We start from the raw sequence: 23859 nt of genomic DNA on the forward strand, positions 1-23859 counted from the left end.
TCGACTGACGCTATTGCCAAATTGCTAACCTTTCAGACGCGCCATGAACCACTCACCGATCGCCTCGATCTCCTCCAGACAGACGGCATGGGCCATCGGCCAGGTCTGCCATTCAACCGGGTGCCCTAGTGCACGCGCACTCTCAGCACCCGCCTCTCCCAGTGAGAGCGGCACGACGTCATCCTGAGTGCCGTGATGCACGCTGATGGCCAATCCTTGATTCGCGGCCGAAGGTTGAAGCGTTGCGCTGGTCGCGAAGTAGGTAGATAGCGCCAACAACCCGCCCAACGGTTTCTCGCAACTCAATGCCGCTTCGTAGACCACTGCGCCACCTTGAGAGAAGCCTGCCAGAATGATACGGCGACTCTCGATACCCTGCGCAATCTGCTCTTCAATCAGCGCATGCACGTAGGCTGCTGACTCACGCAATTGCGACTCCTCGACACGACGTCCGAGATTCATCTCAAGGATGTCGTACCAGGCAGGCATGCGCATGCCACCATTGACGGTAACCGCTAGTTCGCGAGCATGCGGGAAGACAAAGCGCACACCATGGCCAGCCGAAAGGCCAAGTGCTGGTACGACCGGCACGAAGTCGCTGCCATCTGCACCCAATCCATGCAGCCAGATAACACAGGAATCCACCTGCCCTTGAGGCTCAATCACCTGAGGTGCGCGGTGGCCATGCTGCCGTGAAGCGTCACTCATCATTAACTCCTGTCATGGATAGACATAAACGCCGCCAAGCCTATCACTGACGCTAGCGGATGCCACCCGCCTGACTGACAGAGATAAAAAAACCCACCAACAAGTGGCGGGCAATGAATATCGGGACAGCGACATCCAGGACAGGAAAGCGTTTGAGAAAGGGTTCTGTTGTCGCCACCAAGACCAAGGAGGCAATGTGGCAAACAAAGCACTTACTCAAGCGTTCTACCAGTATCGTGGATATCCCTTGACGATCACAGTCATTGGAAGATGTTGCCATGATGCTAGACAAACACGACGGAGATCCGAATACGAGATACTCTAGCGATGCGCACCTTTATCGCTGCGGCTGGCGCTTTCAGATAATACATTACCCCGACTGGCAATCGTTATATCCGAGTGAGCAGCATAGCGCTGTTCTGTCTTTTGGTAATGCTGCCCATCTTCAGATTGAACATCTGCAACGGCAAGGCCACTGGTGGCGAGAGCAAGGGCTGTCAAGCCGTGAGTCATGAATGATTTGATCATGATGCAGTTCTCCTTAATGAATTATCGAATGTAGTGCCGAATACGCTTATTCATAATCATCCGGCTCATTCTGAATAAACCATAGCCATTCATGAAATCCATGATGACTGTCGATCACCCAGTATAAAAGATGTAATGAATAGTAGAGGCACGAGAAGAACAAGAAAGACAATGAATGCAGATAACGAGTTTTATACTGACCACCGATAGGGATACGGCGGTCAAATCAAGCGACTTACGACTGACAGAATTCCGGGCTTGCACATCGGGCAGCTTCCTTATCTATGTCAACATGTAAGGCTCTTGCGACGGCACGACTTTCTTGTATCAAGTGCTTACACACACTGTCGGATATCTGACGCTATAGAGTGCTGGATGGTGTCGAATACTAAAAATCAGTGGGCACTGGGGACTCCGCATATTTCTCGAAAACGCATCATCCTTTCAGCAATATCATGTCAACGAGACTTCAGACACTTTCGCTGAGGGCATGCTGTACACGTGTTGCAGAGAAACTCTTGCCGGCATCGTTATCAAAGTTCTGGGAATCAGAAACCAACTGAGAACGCTCACCCTTGATCATATCTCCGTTCAGAGACTGTACGACTCGACCTGCAGCAACACTCATGCCGGTATCAGCAAAACTTGCCTGCTGCATGGCGGCCGGCTGGGCCTGACCATTGATGACATGTTCGGTCAGTGAAGCACGCACCTGGGCGTCGGTAACGCTATCTGCTGCAGCAATACCTGTGGCAGCAATGGAAAGAGCAGCGGTAGCAATAACAGTATTGATAAGTTTCATGAGATATCTCCAAGAATTGAGGTCTTTAAATATTCAGACATGTTGTCTGATATCAGGCGTTGTCGTTCAGTGCATCTTCAAAGCGAGTTGCTGCAACACTCTTGCCCTTGTCGTTAGCCAGGGCCTGGGAAGTGGATACAGTATTCATGTGCTCACCCTTGACCATGTCAGCGCTCAGAGACTGCTCAACACGGCTGGCAGCAACACTCTTGCCACTTTCCACAACGATCTGCTGGGTGCTGGCAGGCTGTGCCTGACCTTGGATAGCTTGCTCACTCAAGGCGTCACGTACTTGAAGATCTGCAACGCTATCGGCAGAAGCGACACCGGTGGCAGCAATAGACAGAGCAGCAGCGGCGATGAAGGTATTCAATGTTTTCATGGGGATTCTCCAAAACGGGTTAGATGTCGATATACGTTGCTTGCATGATCTAGCGCGATTCATCACGCCTTGGAAGATCACGCGTTATCGCTGAGGCTCTGCTGAACACGGCTGGCAGCAACGCTTTTACCTTGATCATTGACCACCGGATTAGCGCTGGTCAGTGAAGCAGTGCTGCTGCCCTTGAGGCTCTGCGCGTTCAAGGACTGCTCAACGCGTCCAGCGGCAACGCTCATGCCTGTTTCGGAGAAGCTCTGCTGACCAGTAGCAGGGGACTGCGACTGACCGATGATCTGATGACTGCTCACGGCTTCCTGAACACGCTGGGCAGCAGGGCTGTCATCAGCAGCGAGTGCAGAGGTACTTGCTGCAGCGAGAATAACAGTAGCGAACAGCGCTTTGAGGGATACGTTTTTCATGAGAAGACTCCTGGTCCTTTTATGCGGATGCTTTCCGCTGATAGTGAGTGCTCAGAGTGAAGATCGGATACTGCTGACCCCTGTCCGGGTCGAATCATTCAAACTCTGGCGATCTTGCTGTGCTTCGATGATTAACAGACTAATCTTTAATCCGCTTTCTAACTAGCCATCCCACTGGCAGCTCACTGTTTCCCTGAGAGAAACACACTTGCAAACTCTCCTTCGTTTGCCCAGCGTTCTGACGATCTGCTGACCGAGCGTGACATACCACTAAAATCACACCTTAAGACAACTCACGTACAACCATGCTGATGAAGCGATGCCTGGCTTCTGCTGACGAATACCGCCGTATACTGCACGGCACCCCGCCCCCATACCATCGACTTTCGGAGTAAACCATCACGCCTCATCCACCACCTTGGTCGAACATGATTCATGCTGCGTGTGTGTCTTCATGTTCTGATGAGTAATACGCCACAGTGTCCAAGCTGGATGCCAACAAATCGGAAAAATGCGTTTTTTTCTCTATTGCGCATCTTAAGACCATAATTAATGCACACATCAGCAAAAAAATGTGCCAACCAGCCTCAGCTCATATGCACGATTATGCTAATGAAATACTGTTTTCCGCGTACAAGCCTTGCTAGAACGGGACAGCCACCGGGTACTACGAAAAATGACTACATTGACAGGGCGGCCTTCAGATGATCCAACATTTTCTGTTGGCTAAAGCACTGAGGCAGGCACCTGCCCCGCCTCCTCGATGACACGCATTGTGAACGCATCATGTACTGAGAAATACTCTCCCTCAGGCACAGCATTGGTTCCAACCATGAATCAATGCTGCTCCCTGCACTGACCTCGAACAGTCAGCGAACTGCAAACCCTTCACTAAATACAATGTTTTCAATAGGTTGAGAATAAAGTTTCACCTATACCGCTACCGTTGCAGGCAAGAACCCCTCACCCAAGATGTCACGGAGATGCTTTGCGATATCGATAGCCTCGACTGTCTAGCGACTCATCCATCACTGCCCATTGATTCACTACCCATCCTTCTATCCACTCGCTTATAGGAGCTATCGACGGAACTCAGATGGCAGCATTACGAGGGGATAGCTAAGCAAAAGGCTGATAGGCAGGCCTACCGCACTTATCGATAGGCACAAAAAAACCCGCCAGTAGCGGGCAATGAATATCGAGACAGTGACATTCAAGACAGGAAAACACTCAAGAAAGGAGGCGGCAGATCGAGCGCGCATAAGGCATCATGAGCACAGAGCATAACGCCCTTGCGTGAAGATTCTACCGACGAGAGAAAGGATCAAATACCGCAAGCATGCATGAAGGCGTCTTTCCCTCATGCGCTGCCTCGCGCTTATACCACTTCACGTACACGCGACATCATGTTCATACGACGACTATGAAGCCAGCTCTCACTGACCCCGACCGCCTGACTCTCAAGACGACCAGGGCCAGCGACACATCATCATGCAGAGAACGATATCTCACTTGAAGATGCGTCTTGATTAATTACCGAATACAAACACATTGTACGCGGTGATTATTCGCTCTTACCTAATATATCAGCCAGTTCATGTAAATCTTTCACGACGTGATCCGGCTGCTTGGCCAGCGGATAAAGCGCTTTGCCAGGACGAGCAATAAAGGTCGTTTGTAAACCAGCTTCCTTGGCACCCGCTACATCCCAACCGTGCGCCGCCACCATCATTGCTTCTTCTGGCTTTACATTGAGTTTTTCAAGCACCCACTCATAAGAGCGCAGATCAGGCTTATATATCTTGATATCTTCAATGCTGTAACGCTCATCAAAATACGACAGCAAGCCGGCGCTTTCGAACTGGGCTTTGACAGCCTTGTTCGAAGAGTTGGTCAGACTGACGATCTTGTATCCCTGTGCCTTCAGCTCCGCCAGACCTTCCTTGACGTCAGCATGCGGCGGCAGCGTCAACAATGGCGTGATGATAGCCTTCTTGGCTTGCTCGCCTGTGAGCTCGATATCGTTGTTTTGGGCGACAATCAGCAATGAAGCAACGCCGATCTGACCAAAATCGTGATAATCCTTGGTTACGGTATCGACCAGGGAATAATGCAACATGGTGGAGAACCACAACGGGAGCAGATCTTCTCTACCACCCAGCGCATCACCCACGGAACTGCGCATGGACGTCAGGTCAAGCAATGTTTCATTGACATCAAAGATAAGTACCTTGGGCTTATCAACAGCATCGCTGGCCATCGCATAGCCGGAAACAAGACTCGCACCGAGGAGCAAAGAACATGTCAATGTCTTCAGTGATTTCAAGATTGGCATAACAGGAATTCCAGTATCAGTTTAGCTCGGAGTGTCATATACAAAACTTCAGCATATGATTTCGTTTAAAATACGTGAGCCATGATGCCATTTAAATCAATCACTTACTAGAGACTGAGTAACATTTATCATCACTACACGCGAAAATCGTTATTTACTCAACAGCTATCATATAATCATTTCCACTGGTCATATTGGCTCTAAAAAGATACCCAGCATTCACCATGACAATGGTAATCGGTATAACAATAAGCATCATGTCACATGATATTTATTTAGATTAGTCAATCAACAAATTAGACACTTGTTTCAAGTGCATGCTGTACGCGAGTAGCAGAGACACTCTTGCCGGCATCATTAGTGAAACTCTGGACATCAGATACTCGCTGGCGGCGCTCGCCCTTGATCATGTCAGTACTCAACAATTGCTCAACACGACCTGCGGCAACGCTCATGCCGGTATCAGCAAAGGTGGCCTGTTGGGTGGCAGCAACTTGCACCTGTCCATTGATGGTTTGCTCGCTCAGCGTGGAGCGCACCTGGGCATCGGCAACGCTATCAGCGGCAGCAATACCCGTGGTGGCGATGGAAAGTGCGGCGGTAGCAATCAAGGTATTGATGAGTTTCATGAGATATCTCCGGGAAAATTAGGTCTTGCAGCTCTTCATAAGCCAGACATTTACACGCTCAGCATTCGGCGAGAACGGTCGCGCAGTGCGCATATCGCGCTTCTGCCATCAGGCGTTGTCGTTCAAGGCGTATTCAAAGCGAGTGGCGGCAACGCTCTTGCCCTTGTCATTATCCAAGACCTGAGAAGTGGACACGCTCCCCATCCGCTCACCTTTGATCATGTTTGCATTCAGGGACTGCTCGACACGACTCGCAGCGATGCTCATGCCAGTGCCAGCAAAGGCTGCTTGCTGAGTAGTGGCAGACTGAGCCTGACCAACGATCTGCTGGCTGCTCAATGACTCCTGGACACGCTGTGCAACGGGGCTGTCATCGGCGGCCAGTGCAGAGGTACTTGCAGTAGCGAGAATGACGGTGGTGAACAATGCTGTGAGAGAAATGTTTTTCATGAGAAGACTCCTGGTCCCTTGATGCGGATGTTTTCCGCTAATAGTGAGCGCCTAGAGTGAAGGTCGGATACTGCTGACCCCTGTCCGGGTCAAACCTTTCAAGCCATGGCGGCCTTGCTGTGCCTTAATGATTAACAGACTAATATTTATGACGCTTTCTAACCAGCCCTTTTACGGAAAGCCTACTGTTTCCCAAATAGAAACGCACTGACACATCACACTCCAGCCACCTTGTGTTTTCTTGATGCAGCGGCCAAGCCTGAAATACAATTTAAATAACACTTAGGTATAATTTGTGTACAATATTTACAGCGAAAAAGCTCCTGCTCCTTGCTACCAAATATCGTGCAGCACCCTCTTTTTAGGCTATCGACTTTCGGTGTAAATCAACACATCTCCATTCACCCTTGGTCGAACATGATTCGTACAGCAGGGCGTGCCTTCATGTGCTGATGAGTAATACGCTACGTCGTCACAACTGGATGCTAGAAAATCGAAAAAATGCGTATTTTTCTTTTACCTTCACTCAAAGCCCAGTATTCATGCACTCTTCAGGAAAAATATTGTGCTCAGAGAGCGAGATTCATGAAATCACTCTGGCTATCAGGAGTACGTTTTACGCGTGCTAGCCTTACCAGAACATGACATTTTCTCACAAGCACAGGAAATGATGTCATTGCCAAGGTGATGCACAGGTGAACAGGAAATTTTCTGCTGCCAAGCCCATTCACGCAGAGCACACACGGCGACATCGATGGAACTGCGAAAAATAGGCAGACACACCTCTACTCGGCAACTGAATTGATTCTAAAAAAGAATCAATTATGCGTCATTGCGTGCTATTAGACTGCTTGGCGAGCAATGTTAAATGCGTTAAAGGTAATGTTTTGAATGGCTTGATTGATGCAGATCAAGTCTAGGACTTTGCAACCCGTCTCTTCGATGGGTATCCGACGTGCTCAAGCGTTGAGTGATGACATCTAAAGGCAGCTGCCGTGAGCCATATTCCTCACCAGCCCCACTGCGATACACTGAGCAACATGCCCATTATCCCCTCAGATAGTGCAAGGGAAGCGCTTGAGAGCGCTGTTGACCGCCCTCTTGCTCAGCAAGCCTCTGCGACCCAAGTCTCAGCTGATCAGGGCCATGCCTCTCACTCCCCACCTGGCTCGTCCACGTCCTCTGTTGCTGAGTGGCTGGCCTCCCCTGGTGCTGCGACCCATGACTTGCGAGCGTCGAGCGCGCTTTATCACCATCCGCTAGTCAGAGATATTGCCTGGCTACTGAGTACACCGGACCTGCTGCATATCTCTGCCTATCCACGCCCGTCCTTGTCGAGCCTCGGACTGGCAGATAGCAACGTGCGTCATCGCTGGCTGAGTGAGCTTGAACAGCAACCGCAGATACTTGAAGGCGCCATTGATGAGCACCGCCACTATCGACTGGGCCGCTATCATGAGCTGCTGTGGCAGTTTGTCCTGAAGCACGCCCCCGACAGCCGGCTCCTGATCAGTAATCTGGCGATAAAGGACGCCAAAATTACGCTGGGTGAGCTAGACCTGATCTACCAGACCAGCAGCGAGCGCGCGCCGACGCACCTGGAGGTCGCAATCAAGTTCTATCTCGGATTGCCAGAAGGCCCCGGGGCGGTAAATAGCCCAGCACGCTGGATAGGACCCGGTGGCGCTGACAGCCTGGCCATCAAGTATCAGCGCAGCCTGCATCATCAACTGCCGCTGGCCCACACTCCCAAAGGACTGCACACCTTGAGGGCGGCACTTGATAAGATTGAACGTGATGAGACGGGCCTTGAGAAAGTCGAGCCTGAAGTACCTCTTCAGCAACAGCTGGCACTCCCCGGGTGTCTCTTTCGCCCCTGGCAGCCAGAGACGATACTGGCAGATCACCTCCCGCCTCCCGCTGGCTGTCATCCTGATACTGCGATGCAGGCAGGCTGGTGGGTGCACTTGAGCGACTTCCCTGCTTTTTGTGCTGCACTGAGCAAGATCAGTACAGATGAGGCTGTCCGCGAGCAGCAGTGTCTGCAAGGTATCGTGCGAGAAAAGCCTGCCTGGCTAGCGCCGCCACTGAAAGAGGATCTTGTTCCATGGCACGCACTGGATGATTGGCTGCATCAACATTTTTGTGTGAGCGAGCAGCACACCTCACGACCACCGCACCCTCGCCAGCTATGGCTCGAGCTGACGCCGGAAATCTCATCGGTCACCTCACACTCTGTCATTCCCTCTGCCACCACTCATGTCAGCCATCAATGGCGCGTATTTGTCGTCCCCGACGACTGGCCAAACCAGGTGCCATTGCCCCCTGTGAACAAAGTACGCTGGCAATAGCGATGAGGATGGACCGCCAATACTGATGGCCATTGCTGATACGTACTACGTACCTCACCGCAACACCACGGCTAGCGGTACGCACTTTGTCTTGCTACGTGAAATCAACGATAATGCGCCGCGTCTGATCACGGCCTCGACATCCGTCGCCGCATGATCTCGCCATATGATCCGCGTGCAACACCACCCCATTGCTCTCGGGCTTGCTGGTGACCCACCCTTGTCGCTGGCCAACGGCTTCTCGGCATACTGTCGTTTTACCGGCACACTGCTGGCTTCACGACATCTTGTATGCCGCAACGCATCCGCTGAATCCGCAGGACTTCATCTTGAAAACTCGACTTTCCAGCCTCGACATTGTGGCGCTGGGCTTCATGACCTTTGCCCTCTTTCTTGGTGCAGGCAACATCATCTTCCCGCCTCAGGTGGGTCAAGGTGCTGGTGCTGAATTCTGGCCGGCGGCACTCGGCTTTCTTGCTACTGGTGTTGGCATGCCACTGGCCGGTATCGTCGCGGTTGCCGTGATTGGTGGTGGGCTCGACAAGATCACCTCGCCGCTCCCCAAATGGGCAGCTGCAGCTTTTGGCGTGGCCATCTATCTTTCCATCGGACCGATGTTTGCCATTCCGCGTACCGGTACCGTCGCGTTTGAAATGGGTATGCGCCCGTTCATCAACATGACGCCGCAGAGCGGTCTGGCACTGCATTCAGTGCTTTTCTTCGGTGTCGCGACACTGATTGCGCTGAGCCCAGGCAAGCTGATGGATGTCGTCGGCAAGTGGCTGACGCCGCTATTGATCGCGCTGCTGGCATTGATTGCCACCTTCACGATCATCAATCCGCAGGGGCCATTAGGCCCTGTCAGCCCTGAGTGGGCCGAGTCTCCCTTCATGACCGGTTTCCAGCAGGGCTATCTGACCATGGATGCGTTGGCCTCAATGGTGTTCGGCATCCTGATCGTCTCGGCCATCAAGGCACGCGGCGTGACCGCTACCGCTGACGTGACCCGCTATACGCTATGGGCGGGCGCCATTGCTGCCATCTGTCTGGCAGCAGTCTATCTGCCGCTGACCTACATGGGTGCCACTAGTCACGCGCTGGTGACGGAAGCAGGCAAGGGTGAGCTGATCCCGGTGTATGTCGAGGCATTGTTTGGTGATGCTGGCAAATTGATTCTTGCGCTCGTGATCACGCTGGCCTGCCTCACGACTGCCGTTGGCCTCTTGACCTCTTGTGGCGAGTTTTTCAATCGTCTACTGCCCGCGGTGCCCTATCGTGCCCTGGTCGTGGTGATGGCCATCGCCTCAGCGCTGATCGCCAATCTTGGGCTCGCAGCACTGATCAGCATCTCGATTCCGGTACTGGTGACGCTCTACCCACTGGTGCTGGTGCTGACGCTACTGTCTTACCTGCGTCCACATTTACATGATGCACCACGCGTGTTCACCTGGAGCCTGGGCCTAACCCTGCTGGTCAGCCTGCTGGATGGCTTTGAAGCCAGCGGTATCGATACCTTGATGGCAATCTCGCATAGGATCGAGCCGCTGTTGCCACTGGCCTCCATGAATCTTGGCTGGCTGGCACCGGCACTGATGGGCCTGATCATCGGCTTGCTGACCAGTCGTCGTGAACAGTCAAACCTGGACCCGGAGCTGATTCGCAACAGCTGATCACTTGGACCCAGGTCTGCATCCGAGCGTAAAAAAGCCCACCCTTCATCATGAGGGGTGGGCTTTTTCATGGTGCCAATCGCGTTATGACGCTGGAATATAGTCTACCGAGGCGTCGTGCGCGATAACCCTAGCTGGGCTAACGTCGCGTCATCCAGCGAGTGCTCAGCCTCCACCGCCGCCAAGCGTGAAAAATATGCCTGTGACAGTAGACCTTGCCCACCCAACAAGTGATCAAGGTATTCGCGAGCCGGTTTGAGACCTTCAGTCGTTCGCTCCGGCAATGCCACATAGACCCACGCCTCAATCACGCCCTCATGGGTCTCGATTGGATGTAGATAGCGCTCATATTCGTGCGGCCGACCCTCAAAGGGGTCCATCAGTTCAATCTGCTCTGGCGTCGCAAGTTCATAGAGGACGCCTTCGACACGTGAGTCACCGGCAGGCTGCACATTGGCATGCGCAATACCTGCCACTTTTGACGCCTTGTCAAACGCCAGCCGATGACCTTCCAGCCACCCCAGTAGCGCCCGCCGCGTATCTCCAATGCGCGCTGAAACCCGCTCCGCATTCATGTTGCTACCGTAGGCGAAGTAGTAGGCCATGTAGACTTCTCCAGTGCTTAGTGCTTAGTGCTTAGTGCTTAGTGCTCAGTGCTCAGTGCTCAGTGCTCAGTGCTCAGTGATCAGCGTATCGATCTCACGAATCACTTCGGTGACTGCAACGCGACGCTCAGGGCGCGCATCCTTCAACCAGGCTTCAATAGCCGGAGCTATCTCACACTTGGCCGGGAAGGTGCCGCGCGCATCGATCAGCGCAGACAGTCGAGAGATGAACACGAAGCGTAACCATTGCCCCATGTCCATACGATCGACACTAAACGGCTCCACACTCATGAAAGCTTCCGGTAGCGGTGTTTCCATGCGCCACAGATCCGCCGCCTTCATGGTCGCTTCTAGACGTACCAGCAGATCCCGTAGTTCGTCGTAGGGATTGCCGGCCATCTCACCATCTCTCGGTTGCTCTGTCGGGTTCATGCGATCTCCGTCAATTCATGCGTGGTGCGTTCACGTTATTATCTCGTTGATGCTTGTGGAAGGCCAGGAGGGCCGGATGGCAGATACCGTATTCAATGATGTGATGATACTGCTCGGCGCCTCAGTCGTGGCGGCGGCGCTATTCCGACGACTGAATCTGCCTCCAGTACTGGCCTATCTAGCCGTCGGCTTTCTCGTCGGGCCACATTTGGCAGGCTTGATAGGTCGTCCGGAAGAACTCGCCTTTCTATCGGAGTTTGGACTGGTGTTTCTGTTGTTCTCACTCGGGCTCGAGTTCTCGGTACCGCGCATGCGCGCGCTCAAGACAACGGTCTTCGGACTCGGTGCCTGTCAGGTCATCGTGTGTAGCGGGCTATTCTGGGCACTGGGCTACGCGCTCGGGCTTTCACCAGTGGCAGCTCTTGTCACCGCGGGAGCGCTGGGCCTCTCCTCCACTGCCATCGTGACGCGTGAACTGGCACGCTGGAATGAGCTGGATAGCCCGCACGGCCATGCCGCCGTCGGCGTGCTGCTATTCCAGGATCTCGCCGCGCTACTATTCCTTATCCTGATTCCGGCCATGGCGGGAGATGGAAGCCATCTGCTCAGCGAGCTCGGCATCATGCTTGCCAAGGGTATCGGGTTGGTCATCGTGATGTTGGCGATTGGCAAATGGATACTGCCGCTGGTCTTCCAGGAAATATCACGCTCACGCTCTGAAGAACTGTTCGTGCTTACCGCCCTGTTGGTGGCGCTATTCTCCGCCTGGCTGACCCATAGCCTGCATCTATCAATGGCGCTGGGGGCCTTCCTGGCGGGCATGATGCTCGGTGAAAGCCATTTCCGGCATCAAATCGAAGCCGATATTCGGCCCTTCCGCGACATCTTGCTGGGCCTGTTCTTCGTCTCGGTTGGCATGCTGCTGGACCCACAAGTGCTGCTGGCCCAGTGGGACTGGGTGGTCATCGGCGTAGCATGTCTGCTGGCAGCCAAGGCGCTGTTGATCACGGGCCTGGCAAAACTTTCCGGTCGGCCACTGGATTCCTCCCTGCGCACTGGACTTGTACTGGCACAGGGCGGCGAATTTGGCTTCGCGTTATTGGCACTGGCCAGCCAGCAACAATTGATGGAGACCGATACCATCGGGCTGGTGGTGGCCATCATCATTGGTTCTCTGGTGGTCACTCCCTCACTGATTCGCCACAACCATTACCTGACTCAACGACTGTGTCGCTCGCGCACTCCCACACAGGAAAACCCGCATACCACGGCAGAGCTAAGTGCGGCCACGGCGCCCATGAGCGGCCATGTCATCGTGTGTGGCTTCGGGCGGGTCGGTCAGACGGTTGGCCGCTTTCTGACACAGGAGAAAATAGAGTGGATCGCCATCGATACCGACCCCATCCGTGTGCATGAGGCCGCCAGCGCAGGCGAGCCGGTCGTGTTCGGTGATGCCCAGCGCCAGGATATTCTGCGCGCACTCGGTATCGAGCGCGCGCGTCAGGTCGTGATTACAGTCAACCAACTCTCGCATGCCCTGGCCATTCTGCACGCCATTCAGCCGCTGGAACTGGAAAAGCTGAAGGTACTGGTGCGTACACAGGATGATGCGGACCTTGAGACCTACAAGGCGGCTGGCGCGACCGAAGTCATTCCCGAGGTACTGGAAGGCTCACTGATGCTGGTATCACATGTGTTGGTCAATCTCGAGGTCCCCTTCCGTCGCGTCGCGCGCTCGATCCAGAGTGCTCGTGAAGCGCGCTACAGCATGCTGCATGGCTACTTTCACGGTCAGCAGTCCCAGTTGATCGACAAGCGCGGCAACCCTCTGTTAAGGCGTCACCCGTTGACCCTGACCGCCAATGCCTGGGCTTGTGAGCGCCGGCTCGATGAAATCATTCTGCCGGAGCATTGCGGCATTCTTATCGCGCGCGTAGTACGTGCCAACGGTGAATGTATTGAGGATCCCACCGGTGCACTACTGCTGGCGTGTGGCGACACGCTGGTATTATCCGGTTTGGCTGATCATATTGAAGAGGCGGAAGCGCGGCTGCTGTCTGGTTGACGCCACCCATGAGAGGAGGCCACTCGCAGCAAGCCATGGCATTGCTTATCACGCAGGGGGATTTCTCATGCACGGACAGCACGCAACTCATCAAGAGCCCTCGTGGCACACGACCACAGCAGGCGTTCACAATTACATGGAGCAACTCGTGCTTGATCGACTGCGACTGCACCCCGAGGCCATCGGCATGGATGGCGACAGCCGCGAGGACGTGGCCTGCATCGCGCTCAATCAGCTGGCACCGCGCTATATCCGCCACGATGTCGATATGGCCTTCTACATGGCACCTGCCGAACAGGAGCTGCTGGAAGAACGCGTCACACTAGCGCTGGAGGATGCCTTTGCCAAGGTGCGCTCCATGCCTCGCCGCAGCTAGCCGTCGACAATGCATGGCACTTCGACACCGCGCAATGATATATGCCTGTGAAAAAGCAGCCGCCCCGGTGAAAGCCAGGGCGGCTGCTTTTTCAGTACATCTCTACACTCACTTCAAATGAGCCGTTATATGCCCGCAGCGCACTGCGGCGGCACTTCATTGAGCACCTTGCGCAGGAAGGCACGCGTGCGGTCATCCTTCGGCGCACTGAACAGCTGACTGGGTGGCCCCTGTTCAACGATGCGCCCGCCTTCCATGAAGATGACTCGGTCTGCCACATCACGCGCAAACTGCATCTCATGCGTGACCACGATCATGGTCTGACGCTCGACAGCGAGCTGCTTCATCAGCTCCAGCACTTCGTCGACCCATTCCGGGTCCAGCGCTGACGTCGGCTCATCAAACAGAATCACCTCAGCCTGAGCTGCCATCGCACGACCAATGCCGATACGTTGCTGCTGTCCGCCAGATAGCGCCGCCGGATAGGCATCCGCCTTCTCGCTCATGCCGATACGCTCGAGAATCTCACGTGCGCGTTGATGCGCCTTGGCCTTCGGCCAGCCATTGACGACAATCAGCCCTTCAGCAATGTTCTCAAGCGCGGTCTTGTTGGCAAACAGTGCATAGTTCTGGAACACGAATGCACTGTTGCGGCGCAATGCGAGAATTTCGGCGCGCGATGCACGTGTGGCATCAACCCTCACGTCGCCAATCTGGACCTCACCACCATCAGGCTGCTCAAGAAAATTGATGCAGCGTAGCAGCGTGGATTTCCCGGTACCGGACGGGCCGATGACGACGATGATCTCGCCCTGCTCCACTTCAAGAGTGATGCCGTCGAGTACCGCGTTACCGTCAAATTTCTTGACCAGTTTTCTGACTGCAATCATCGCTGATAGGCCCTGTTGAGACGTTTCTCCATCCAGCGCTGCACGAATGACAGCCCTTCCACCATCACCCAGTAGACGATAGCGACCATGATGAAGGATTCAAAATACAGAAAGCTGCTGGCGGCTTCCTTTTGAGTCGCCCCCATCAGTTCCGTCACACCTAGCGTAAACGCAAGCGAGGTGGATTTGATCATATCCACGAAGTAGTTCATCAGCGTCGGCGCTGCGACGCGTGCAGCCTGTGGCAGCACGATACGGCGCATCAATTGCAGGTTGGTCATGCCAATCGATAATGCTGCTTCGGTCTGGCTACGATCCACCCCGACAATAGCGGCGCGAATCGACTCGGCCATGTACGCGGAGAAATGCAGCGTCAAACCAAGAATCGTCGCGGTGACACCATCAATCTGAGTCAGAAATGACATGACCTGCGGCAGGCCGTAATAAAACAGAAACAGCTGCACCAGCAACGGCGTACCGCGGAAGAAGGAAATGAACACGATGGTCAGCGCATTGAGCACCGGCACCTTGAGCACCCGTACCACTGCCAGCAAGGATGCAAGAATCAGCGCGGCAATCATGCCGATGCTCGCCATCTTGAGCGTCAGGGGCAGATATTTGAGCATGACCGGCAACAGACCGAGCATGTAGTCAATATTGAGAGTATCCATTCGTTATCCGGACGGGCTGGGGATATGAAGGCGAGACACCAAGGCCTCAGCGTGACAAAGGAGGCAAGCATGAAGGGCCGCAGCCCATGATGGCAATGCCTGACGCTGCCAATGCCCTTGCGACGTCTCATTGGCATATCACGCATACCTGAGAGAGGTCGTTCATGCTCCATGACGACAACGGGGTGACGGCGCGTTGCCGTCACCCCGCTTGCCTTGCATCACTGCTTCAGACTGCTCTTACGGTGTGGTGATGTCACTACCGAACCACTTCTCGGAAATCTCGCTCAGACGACCATTGTCTTTCAGTTCGGTCAGGGCAGCATCGACCTTGTCACGCTGTGCCTTGGCTGCATCGTCATTACGAAACGGCAGTGCATTCTCGATCTTGGAGAACGGCTGACCCGCAAGTTCGAGCGGCAACGGGGTCTTCTGAATGACCTGGCTGGCGCTCACGCGGTCCATCACGAAGGCATCCACACGACCCAAGGCAGTGTCCTGCTCAAGATTGGACTCATAGGTCTTGATAGTGATCTCGTCAGCATACGGCAGCGCATTGAGCAGCGACTCGTAGTTGGAGCCCAGATTGACCGCGACGCTATGGCCCTTGAGTGATTCAACGCCGGTAATCTCATCGTTTCCGCGACGCTTGACCACCTGAGCACCGTCATAGACGTACGGCTGCGTGAAGGCGAACTTGGCCTTGCGCGCATCGGTGATGGTGATCTGATTGGCCACGGTATCGATACGGCCGGCTTCCAGCGCACCGATCAGGCCCGAGAAACTCATGGTGACGAATTCAACATCATCACCCGTAATCTCACCGACGGCGTTGAGCACGTCGACCTCAAAACCTTGTAATTTATCCTGCTTGACGAAGGTAAACGGGAAATAGCCGCCCGACATACCAACCTTCAAGGTATCCGCCTGCGCACTCAGGCTACCCATGGCAGCGGCACTCAAGGTGGCGGCCAATACGGCGCCCTTGAAAACAGAGGGAGAAAAGACGGCTGCAAACGAACGTGAATGACTCATCGGGATTCCTCGATAATCGCAAGGTTAGACAGGAAGGTGTCGCTTTCGGCAGACTCGGGCAGCGGCGGCATGTATCACTGCGCAACTCGTCAGCGACAGCCGAAAGAGGCATAAGCACAAGCGTTTATATGTGATTTAGTTTTATAGAGTAACGGGCCAGTCGTATATTCCCAATCATTTCATACCGTATCGAAAGAACAAAAAGGAATAACACCACCGCCTTTGACAATGAACGAGATTCTAGCACGCCTGTTCATACAGACCAGCTGCATACTGCTGCGTGCTGCGCAACATAAAGATGTCATCGTAACGACAGCCACATGACAGTTATTCACGTCTGCCGTGGACGACACTGTGGATAACCTGCAGTGGTTACGCTGAAAGCCACGCCGTTACTGGCATTGCGAAAATTGATCAAAAATCCATCATCCGTACAACTATTCACAGTAGATGAGGAGGCATGAAGCAATGACTCACCCAAGGCAGCCTGAATACGGGGCATTGGACACGCAACGAGAGACAGAGCTCCGTGGCGTAACGGGGCTTGGCTATCCAATCGACAGGCCAGACGACAGCTACCGAAAAGTCACTGATCCAAGAGATATATGGCGCTTTTATGAGAGATACGCGCCCTTGTCGGCTGAGCGGGTGGCATGCAGACGAGTGAGTCGCTAAAGTCGCTGCCATTCGTGGTGCATTCCTTGGCTGGACAGCGCCCTTCTCTTCGACAACTTCTTTTCAGTAACCTCGATTCGTCTTGCACCTGTCGAGCTCCACAGTAGCGGTGAGCTTCATGATCCCTCTCTCCTCCTTGAGCAGCTTTTTCACCCGCACCGGCGCCGAACTGCACCTTTATCATCTAGGGCGCACCCTTATACCGCTAAGTCTTGAACAACTTGAGGCTTTCGAGACAACACAGCAGCCTTGGGAGCAACCCTTCAAAGGCCAGGCACGCTTGGCCTGTGTCTTCCGCCCCTCAGGCATCGAAGACCCGCTGGTATGGTTTCTAGCCATGCCACTGGATGAAGAGGGGCGCCTGTCACCGGCTCAACGTGATGCCTTCCTTGAGCGCCTGATCACGACACTGGGCCAGACAGCACTCAGTGTGGGGCGAAATAATATTCAAGTGGCCGAAGCCGCCAAGATCGACAATCTGATGCAGGACAATCCACTGACGTTTACGCCAGATGATACGCTGCGTGCCATGCTCCATGCGCGCGCCAGCCTGGATTGCGAGCGACCGACCAGCCAACATCATGCGCTGGCAGAGCAATATCTGGGGGCCAAGTTGCCACTGGATGACTGGCCTTCGCTCGGTCTGCAGGGCATTGCCGATGTACTGACACGACGCGGTACGCTGGAACCACTGCTTGCTGAAGCCCTGCCCGCGCGTATCGCAGCACTACCGGCTACACCGCTGCGTGCAATCGCGTTGTGTCTGGAGCAGGCACCGCCAGCCCATACGCATCTTACAAGTGCGCTGGAGACAGCGCAGGAAGCGGCGTTGCTGGAGGTGCTTATTCAACGTGGCCAGAACGCACGAGAGCAAGGCGACCTGGAAACCCTGTGTGCCTGCTTACGCGCGTCGTCGGCAAGTCCGCTGCCGGCGGCATCACGGTGGATCGATGCACTCTTGGCAGATGACGATGCCGCGAACGTCGATGTATTGGTGGCAATTGCCGCGCGTGGATATGCTCACCTTGAGGATGCCGAACGTCTGCCAGTCTTCCTCACGCGCCTGGCAAGTTGCCCACAGGCCAGCTTCGGCGCACTGGCACGCGACCTCGCATTGATACCTCGCCTACGTTTGCCAGTACTGATGACTTTGCGTAATGCCAACCCCGACAGTGCCCTGGGGAGGGCGCTGAGCGCCTTGACTCAACAAGCGTCTGTTGAAAGCGCCATGAAACGGCATTGATGCATAAGTACCCTGGTACGCGGCCCACGTAGTATTACCGGTGCCATGCTCGTAGTGCGTCAGAGAACAAGTGGAAGAGTCCTTGAGATCATGCGCATAACCCACGACACTTGGTATAAGGTCATCAGTGCAGGCTCATCAGTACAGTGCCATGCAAAAGCTCATGTAAAGCATTCTGTAAAGAATGCCAATACGGCAATGGCTGGCGATAACCCAAAAGACCACTTGCTGTTTTGGCTATGAATCCTGGCATTGAATCTTCATCCACAAACTCAGCGATGGCATGCCCTGTGTGGCGCCATCGCACTGGCTCGCAAGCACTCGAGCAAAGAGGTGTCAGCAAGGATTGCTGTCGGTTCGGTAAGTGACTATGCTGCGCGCCCGTCTGGCCAGAACATTCGAATGCACGGGCACTCATCGTCTTCTTGGTTTTCTGATCGGTGCCTTTAGCCGCTCGGTACCCTTCATGCCGTGAGCCGATGTCTACACTCGGTCACGCCCTCTGATTCAGGATGAAACATGTCGCATCAAAAGCCTGCTTCACGCCATCACACCGACAAACCTCAGCCGCTTGATCTAAAAAGCTTGAATCATGATCTGCTGGGGTTTCAGCCACGCGCCGTCGTCGGACGACGCGAACTGATCGAGTTGCCTGAACTGCACTTGCACCTCAATGCCAAGATCGATACCGGTGCTCATTCCAGTGCGCTACATGCCGAGAGCATTGAAGTCTTTGAGCAGAATGATGAGCTGTGCGTGCGCTTCATCACACGTACTGGAGGCAGTGATTCGCCTCCGCATACGGTAGAGACGCAAGTACATGACCGCCGCCGGGTAAGATCATCCAATGGGCAAGCACAGTGGCGCTATGTGATTCGCTCACGCATGCGTCTGGCTGGCCTCGACTACGATATAGACATGACACTGGTAGATCGCTCTCAAATGCGTCACCCAATTCTGCTAGGGCGTCGCGCCCTACGCCGATTACTGGTCGCACCGGGTGCTGCCTACTTGCATGGCGAGCCCTGACGACCTGTCATCTACAGACACGGTTAATACGGCGCCACCTCTGAAGAGGTGATCGCCCAAAGATATAGACACGCCAATCCAGCAACTCTGGCTGGCGCGACACTCAGTAGCAAAGCCTCCTGACGGGCATCACGTCAGCCCATCTCTTGTATTCGCTCTTACCCCTGCCTGCCCATTTCGGCTCTGGAGGATTTCATGCATATCGGTATCCTGTCGCGTAATTCACGCCTTTACTCCACCCGTCGCCTGATCGAGGCAGCAGAAGCCCGTGGTCATACCGCACGCGTGGTCGACACTCTACGCTGCTACATGAACATTGCGTCACATCGCCCATCCATTCATTACAAGGGCGCTGAAATCGAGCATTTCGATGCCGTGATTCCGCGGATCGGTTCATCAGTCACTTTCTACGGCTGCGCAGTACTGCGTCAATTTGAGATGATGGGCACCTATGTCGTCAATGACTCGGTTGCCATCGCGCGCTCACGTGACAAGCTGCGTTCGCTACAGCTGCTGTCACGCAAGGGCCTTGGTCTGCCGGTCACCGGCTTCGCTCATTCTCCTGACGATATCCCTGACCTGATCACCATGGTCAAAGGCGCGCCACTGGTCATCAAGCTACTGGAAGGCACCCAAGGCATCGGCGTAGTACTCGCCGAGACCAATCAGGCCGCAGAGAGCGTAATTCAGGCATTCATGGGCATGAAAGCCAACATCATGGTGCAGGAGTACATCAAGGAAGCGCGTGGCGCCGATATCCGTTGCCTGGTAGTGGGTGACAAGGTCGTCGCTTCCATGAAGCGTCAGGCGGCCGAAGGCGAGTTTCGCTCCAACCTGCACCGTGGCGGTACCGCCAGTGAGATTCGCATTACACCGGAAGAGCGCTCTACGGCTATCCGTGCTGCCAAGGCGATGGGGTTGTCAGTCGCAGGCGTCGATTTGCTACGCGCCAACCACGGCCCGGTGATCATGGAGGTGAATTCCTCGCCTGGCCTGCAGGGCATCGAGACCTCTACCGGCAAGGATATCGCTGGCTTGATTATCGACCATATTACCAAGTGCGCTGCGCCTGCCAAGAAGATCCCCCCCAAGCCCAAGGGCTGAAGGCTGGCATAAAAATACGGCATGACCTCCTGCGGGAGACAAGAATGGGTGCGTCCGACAACGGCGCACCCATTCTTGTTGGTATCACGACAGCGTCTATTGTTGCTGATATGTGTCACATAAAAGCCACGCAATTGTCGTAAACTAGCCAAATTGATCACGGAAAAATAAATATCGGGTCTTTCTGCACCCAAGGGGTAGAAAAACACTGTTTTCACCCGCACAATCTCTCCTGACGGAGGAGGTGACCGCACATGTTTCTCGATAATCGCCAAGTGGCGATGGATAGCGTCCAGGAAGCCCTGGCAGATAGTCTTGATTATTTCGAGGATAATGCCGAGCGGCTGCGTCCCGGGCTCTTGAAGGCCTTTGAACCCTTCTACGCCCGACGCGTGGAGCTCAAGCAAGCACTCGAGACTGAGACGCGCAAGCATCTCAGCCTGATGCCGCGTGACGCTGACGTCGAGCGCGACGACTACATGTGGCTATGGAGTCGCCTGAAAAGCATTGTCAGCAATGACAATCAGGTGCTGATCAATGAACTACTAGAGCAAGAGCGCGTGTTGATGCAGGGCTGTTCAACAGCCTTCACCCACCCGCTGCCTGACAGCATTGAGAAAGTGCTCGAAGGCTGCTTTAGCAATTGCCGTAGCCTGATCCGTGAACTCTACCGTCATCAGATGGGCCAGGCCGCGCGGCGACGTGCAGTCTAATTGTTCATAGGGCATGTATGCCCTGATATAAGTTGATCATCAGTACTGAAAAATTCTTTTAGTACTGACATAAAAAGCCCGCCTCTCATGGCATGAGAGGCGGGCTTTTTATGTCACGACCTTCAGTCTTTCGAGATAACAGTGCTGTCATGCAGCAATAGAGAGAGGGTCTGACTGACACTTGGCAACAATGTTTTCATGGGCATCACGCCCTCTTCCTCTCTCTGCACCACCTTCAGTGATGCCGATACCAACGGCACTGGCTTTAATGGCACTGGTATATGCGAAACAGCATGAGACTGCAGCAAGGGCCAAGCGTGCCAATCAGGTGTCTGAGTATCCGCCGGTGAGCTTTTCGACGATGTGCTAACCGGTAACGATGGTGATAACACCGGCGTGGGCAACTTTTCCGGCGGACCGAGGAAACGTGGTGCACGGCCCCATAGATAGAGATCGCCTACGGTGGCAGCACGCGCCAGCCATTCACGTATCGTCAATCGGATATTCGATGTCTGGCTCTCGGAAATCGCAGGGCAACCAGTGGCTTCAAGCCCGACGGCATCCGCAATGAATAGCGCACGTGGTAAATGCCACGGCTGCGTCACCAGTACTGCCTCGCGTACGCCAAACACCTTTTGTGCGCGCACTAGCGTATCAAAGGTAGAGAATCCGGCGTAATCCAGTGTCATGAATTGCTGTGGCACATTGCGCGCCCGCAAATCCCGCCACATGGTCATCGGCTCATTGTAGTAACGGGTGCGGTTATCCCCCGACAACAATAGGTTGGAGACTCTATGTAACCGGTAGAGCTGAGCAGCCGTATCGAGACGAGCCTGATAGTGAGGGTTGCTCCCGCCACCCACCAAGCCATGAGAAGTACCAAACACGATACCAACCTCACGACTCTCGCAGGTGAGCGGAGACGCAGCGATACGATCGCGAGTCGCCATCACAACCCACAAGTTGAGCCCGATCAGTACCATCACACTAACGGCCAGCAAGGCGATAATCACCAGGCCGACCTGCTTGATCACTCGCTGCATCTGTTCCCCACGCCCATCCCTGCCAACTCTTCCCGCCGTTACCTGTCACGTCACGCAGGCATGAGCGCCCAGCCTACCCAAGCGATTGGCGTATCGCTAGTACTGCATCATCAGTACTACACGACCAATCCCCTCTAAACGTGGGCCAGTGCGTATTGATTATTGATATTACTCTTCCTTGATCATCACGGCCTTCACTGCCACTGGCACTTGGGTGGCAATATCCCCCAAGCCTGCAAGATCACGTAGGGTGCGGATTCCGCCTACCAGCGAGAACTTATCGGCGTCAACCATTACTGGCTTGACGGTTTGCACCAACCACTGTTCACCTCTCAGGCGAGTCACCTGCAAACTCATGGGCAATGACTGGGTGCTGTCGTGAAGCGTCAGCTGGCCATCAATATCCATTTCCTGAGTATCACCAGGCTCCATGACATCCAATGTTGGCATGTCGAGAGTCGCAGTCATTACGGCCAACGGATAAGTGCCTGCTTCAAAAAGCTTCTCGCTGATGCGCTGATCGCGAATCTCGATACCAGTCTTGGCGGAATCCAGATCGATCTCAACCGAGAGCTGCCCCTTGTCGTTGACGCGAGCACGCCAAGAATCAAGGGTATGAGTCTCAACCGTGCTGGCACCGGTCTTGGCCATCTTGGTGGTCTGGAAGGTGAGCTGCGAGGCATCACTATCCAGCTTCCATGACGCCTGAGCACTGACAGCAGTACTCATGATCAGGGTGGCAGTCAGATAACGTAGCGCAGTCTGGAATCGCATCAGAGAGTCTTCCTTGCAGGCAGGTGGGGCGGGAAACAGTCATACACACGTGACAATGCACGCCGACGGCAACGTCATGGCCAGGCGATCATCAACACGAGTTGGAAAACACAATAGCCAAGAGGTTCCCGCTTATTCGGCAACCCTGACCTTCATCGACGGAACGCAGCATCAGCGCCGTCGCTCTCTCGCCGACACTGCATTACATCATTATCTCTACACGCTGACAGTGACTGCCAGCTCAGCTCAAAGTACTCAGAACATACCCAGTTCGAGACGAGCATCTTCACTCATCATCTCGCGCGACCAGGCCGGTGCGAAGACGATTTCAACATGTACCTTGGAAACATCATCAGCGCCCAGAATCTTGCGCTTGGCATCTTCGGCAATCACGTTGCCCATGCCACACCCGGGCGCGGTCAGTGTCATCTTGAGATTGACCATCTTCTCGCCACTGATCAAGGTGTCGATCCGGCAGCCATAAACCAATCCCAACTCAACGATATCGACCGGGATCTCCGGATCAAAACAGGTACGTAGCTGCCCCCAGACGAATGCTTCGATATCAGCATCTGTCTGGCCAGCCGCCAAGTGTGGGCGTGGCACGGCGTCCAGGCCCAATGCATCAAGGCTGAAGCTCTCGATCAGATACATGCGACCTTCAAAGGCCACACTGACCGTACTCCCCTTGGCTTGCATGACCTCGACCACCGCATCTTCATGCAGTGTCACTGACTTGCCGAACGGCACCGAGATGCCTTCCACATCACGCTGCAACGGCATTTTCTGACCTTTGCCGAGGCTAGCCAGCTGATCATTAATGTGGCTCATGCCCTCTCCTTGCACAGGTACTGCAAAAGCCTATCGGCTCCTGCCAACTAAAACTCCATCAGCGAGGCATGCCACTGAAGCGTGAGTAATGAATGCTCG

At 54.4% G+C, this 23859-nt stretch carries 25 protein-coding genes; 9 read left to right on the top strand and 16 right to left on the bottom strand.

What is annotated here, in order from left to right:
• Window positions 1-24: 24 nt before the first annotated feature.
• From CFN46_RS00725 to CFN46_RS00760, 8 genes are all read right to left on the bottom strand, one after another.
• Window positions 25-708: an alpha/beta hydrolase gene (locus tag CFN46_RS00725; protein ID WP_088742445.1), complete on the bottom strand. Its 684-nt coding sequence runs from the start codon at window positions 706-708 to the stop codon at window positions 25-27.
• 321 nt (window positions 709-1029) lie between these two features.
• Window positions 1030-1236: a hypothetical protein gene (locus tag CFN46_RS00730; protein WP_024951703.1), complete on the bottom strand. Its 207-nt coding sequence runs from the start codon at window positions 1234-1236 to the stop codon at window positions 1030-1032.
• A 469-nt stretch (window positions 1237-1705) separates the two neighbouring features.
• The gene (locus CFN46_RS00735; protein ID WP_024951704.1) at window positions 1706-2038 is read right to left on the bottom strand and encodes a hypothetical protein; all 333 of its coding nucleotides are present in this window, start codon (window positions 2036-2038) and stop codon (window positions 1706-1708) included.
• Window positions 2039-2090: 52 nt separating this feature from the next.
• Window positions 2091-2420, bottom strand: a complete 330-nt coding sequence (locus CFN46_RS00740) for a hypothetical protein (protein WP_024951705.1) — start codon at window positions 2418-2420, stop codon at window positions 2091-2093.
• 77 nt (window positions 2421-2497) lie between these two features.
• Complete coding sequence (locus CFN46_RS00745; RefSeq protein WP_024951706.1) at window positions 2498-2839, bottom strand: hypothetical protein; 342 nt, start codon at window positions 2837-2839, stop codon at window positions 2498-2500.
• 1564 nt (window positions 2840-4403) lie between these two features.
• The gene (locus CFN46_RS00750) at window positions 4404-5174 is read right to left on the bottom strand and encodes a haloacid dehalogenase type II (protein ID WP_024951707.1); all 771 of its coding nucleotides are present in this window, start codon (window positions 5172-5174) and stop codon (window positions 4404-4406) included.
• A 296-nt stretch (window positions 5175-5470) separates the two neighbouring features.
• The gene (locus CFN46_RS00755) at window positions 5471-5803 is read right to left on the bottom strand and encodes a hypothetical protein (RefSeq protein WP_024951708.1); all 333 of its coding nucleotides are present in this window, start codon (window positions 5801-5803) and stop codon (window positions 5471-5473) included.
• A gap of 108 nt (window positions 5804-5911) precedes the next feature.
• Entirely contained in the window at window positions 5912-6253 is a 342-nt protein-coding gene (locus tag CFN46_RS00760; RefSeq protein ID WP_088742446.1) for a hypothetical protein, read from the bottom strand.
• 1040 nt (window positions 6254-7293) lie between these two features.
• Here CFN46_RS00760 and CFN46_RS00765 point away from each other — a divergent pair.
• The 3 genes from CFN46_RS00765 to brnQ all read left to right on the top strand — a co-directional run bounded on the left by CFN46_RS00765 (window position 7294) and on the right by brnQ (window position 10274).
• Window positions 7294-8604 (top strand): DUF1853 family protein, encoded by a 1311-nt coding sequence (locus tag CFN46_RS00765; protein ID WP_088742447.1) that lies wholly within the window; start codon window positions 7294-7296, stop codon window positions 8602-8604.
• A 25-nt stretch (window positions 8605-8629) separates the two neighbouring features.
• A complete protein-coding gene (locus tag CFN46_RS17680) occupies window positions 8630-8761 on the top strand; it encodes a hypothetical protein (RefSeq protein WP_254918368.1) in 132 nt (43 codons plus the stop codon).
• A 172-nt stretch (window positions 8762-8933) separates the two neighbouring features.
• Entirely contained in the window at window positions 8934-10274 is a 1341-nt protein-coding gene (gene brnQ / locus CFN46_RS00770; protein WP_217897767.1) for a branched-chain amino acid transport system II carrier protein, read from the top strand.
• A gap of 104 nt (window positions 10275-10378) precedes the next feature.
• On the opposite strand, the gene CFN46_RS00775 is transcribed toward brnQ, so the two are convergent.
• Both CFN46_RS00775 and CFN46_RS00780 read right to left on the bottom strand, forming a co-directional pair.
• Window positions 10379-10879 carry a gamma-glutamylcyclotransferase family protein gene (locus CFN46_RS00775; RefSeq protein ID WP_024951712.1) on the bottom strand — a complete coding sequence of 167 codons (501 nt, stop codon included), beginning with the start codon at window positions 10877-10879 and terminating at the stop codon, window positions 10379-10381.
• Between the two features lie 66 nt (window positions 10880-10945).
• Window positions 10946-11311 carry a YqcC family protein gene (locus CFN46_RS00780; protein WP_088742448.1) on the bottom strand — a complete coding sequence of 122 codons (366 nt, stop codon included), beginning with the start codon at window positions 11309-11311 and terminating at the stop codon, window positions 10946-10948.
• A gap of 76 nt (window positions 11312-11387) precedes the next feature.
• Between CFN46_RS00780 and CFN46_RS00785 the strand changes: the two genes are divergently transcribed.
• Entirely contained in the window at window positions 11388-13376 is a 1989-nt protein-coding gene (locus CFN46_RS00785; protein ID WP_088742449.1) for a cation:proton antiporter, read from the top strand.
• 136 nt (window positions 13377-13512) lie between these two features.
• Window positions 13513-13752: a late competence development ComFB family protein gene (locus tag CFN46_RS00790; protein ID WP_035159419.1), complete on the top strand. Its 240-nt coding sequence runs from the start codon at window positions 13513-13515 to the stop codon at window positions 13750-13752.
• A 125-nt stretch (window positions 13753-13877) separates the two neighbouring features.
• On the opposite strand, the gene CFN46_RS00795 is transcribed toward CFN46_RS00790, so the two are convergent.
• The 3 genes from CFN46_RS00795 to CFN46_RS00805 form a co-directional block, all read right to left on the bottom strand.
• Entirely contained in the window at window positions 13878-14642 is a 765-nt protein-coding gene (locus tag CFN46_RS00795; protein ID WP_024951715.1) for an amino acid ABC transporter ATP-binding protein, read from the bottom strand.
• The gene (locus CFN46_RS00800) at window positions 14639-15313 is read right to left on the bottom strand and encodes an amino acid ABC transporter permease (protein ID WP_024951716.1); all 675 of its coding nucleotides are present in this window, start codon (window positions 15311-15313) and stop codon (window positions 14639-14641) included. The genes CFN46_RS00795 and CFN46_RS00800 overlap by 4 nt, the downstream gene beginning before the upstream one ends.
• Window positions 15314-15553: 240 nt before the next feature.
• Window positions 15554-16261, bottom strand: coding sequence for an amino acid ABC transporter substrate-binding protein (locus CFN46_RS00805; RefSeq protein WP_246116424.1), 708 nt, complete (start codon window positions 16259-16261; stop codon window positions 15554-15556).
• 880 nt (window positions 16262-17141) lie between these two features.
• Here CFN46_RS00805 and CFN46_RS00810 point away from each other — a divergent pair.
• From CFN46_RS00810 to CFN46_RS00825, 4 genes are all read left to right on the top strand, one after another.
• Window positions 17142-18266 carry a DUF3549 family protein gene (locus tag CFN46_RS00810; protein ID WP_088742450.1) on the top strand — a complete coding sequence of 375 codons (1125 nt, stop codon included), beginning with the start codon at window positions 17142-17144 and terminating at the stop codon, window positions 18264-18266.
• 519 nt (window positions 18267-18785) lie between these two features.
• Window positions 18786-19295, top strand: a complete 510-nt coding sequence (locus CFN46_RS00815; protein WP_088742451.1) for a RimK/LysX family protein — start codon at window positions 18786-18788, stop codon at window positions 19293-19295.
• A gap of 195 nt (window positions 19296-19490) precedes the next feature.
• Entirely contained in the window at window positions 19491-20399 is a 909-nt protein-coding gene (rimK, locus tag CFN46_RS00820) for a 30S ribosomal protein S6--L-glutamate ligase (protein WP_088742452.1), read from the top strand.
• A gap of 254 nt (window positions 20400-20653) precedes the next feature.
• Window positions 20654-21112: a hypothetical protein gene (locus CFN46_RS00825; protein WP_088742453.1), complete on the top strand. Its 459-nt coding sequence runs from the start codon at window positions 20654-20656 to the stop codon at window positions 21110-21112.
• A 122-nt stretch (window positions 21113-21234) separates the two neighbouring features.
• Here the strand turns inward: CFN46_RS00825 and CFN46_RS00830 are convergent, their stop codons facing one another.
• The 3 genes from CFN46_RS00830 to sufT all read right to left on the bottom strand — a co-directional run bounded on the left by CFN46_RS00830 (window position 21235) and on the right by sufT (window position 23760).
• The gene (locus CFN46_RS00830) at window positions 21235-22155 is read right to left on the bottom strand and encodes a vancomycin high temperature exclusion protein (protein WP_088742454.1); all 921 of its coding nucleotides are present in this window, start codon (window positions 22153-22155) and stop codon (window positions 21235-21237) included.
• Window positions 22156-22323: 168 nt separating this feature from the next.
• A complete protein-coding gene (locus CFN46_RS00835) occupies window positions 22324-22929 on the bottom strand; it encodes a YceI family protein (RefSeq protein WP_024951722.1) in 606 nt (201 codons plus the stop codon).
• A gap of 255 nt (window positions 22930-23184) precedes the next feature.
• A complete protein-coding gene (gene sufT / locus CFN46_RS00840; protein WP_024951723.1) occupies window positions 23185-23760 on the bottom strand; it encodes a putative Fe-S cluster assembly protein SufT in 576 nt (191 codons plus the stop codon).
• Between the last annotated feature and the right edge of the window lie 99 nt (window positions 23761-23859).

The sequence above is a fragment of the Cobetia sp. QF-1 genome (assembly GCF_002213105.1).
Taxonomy (GTDB): Bacteria; Pseudomonadota; Gammaproteobacteria; order Pseudomonadales; family Halomonadaceae; genus Cobetia; species Cobetia crustatorum.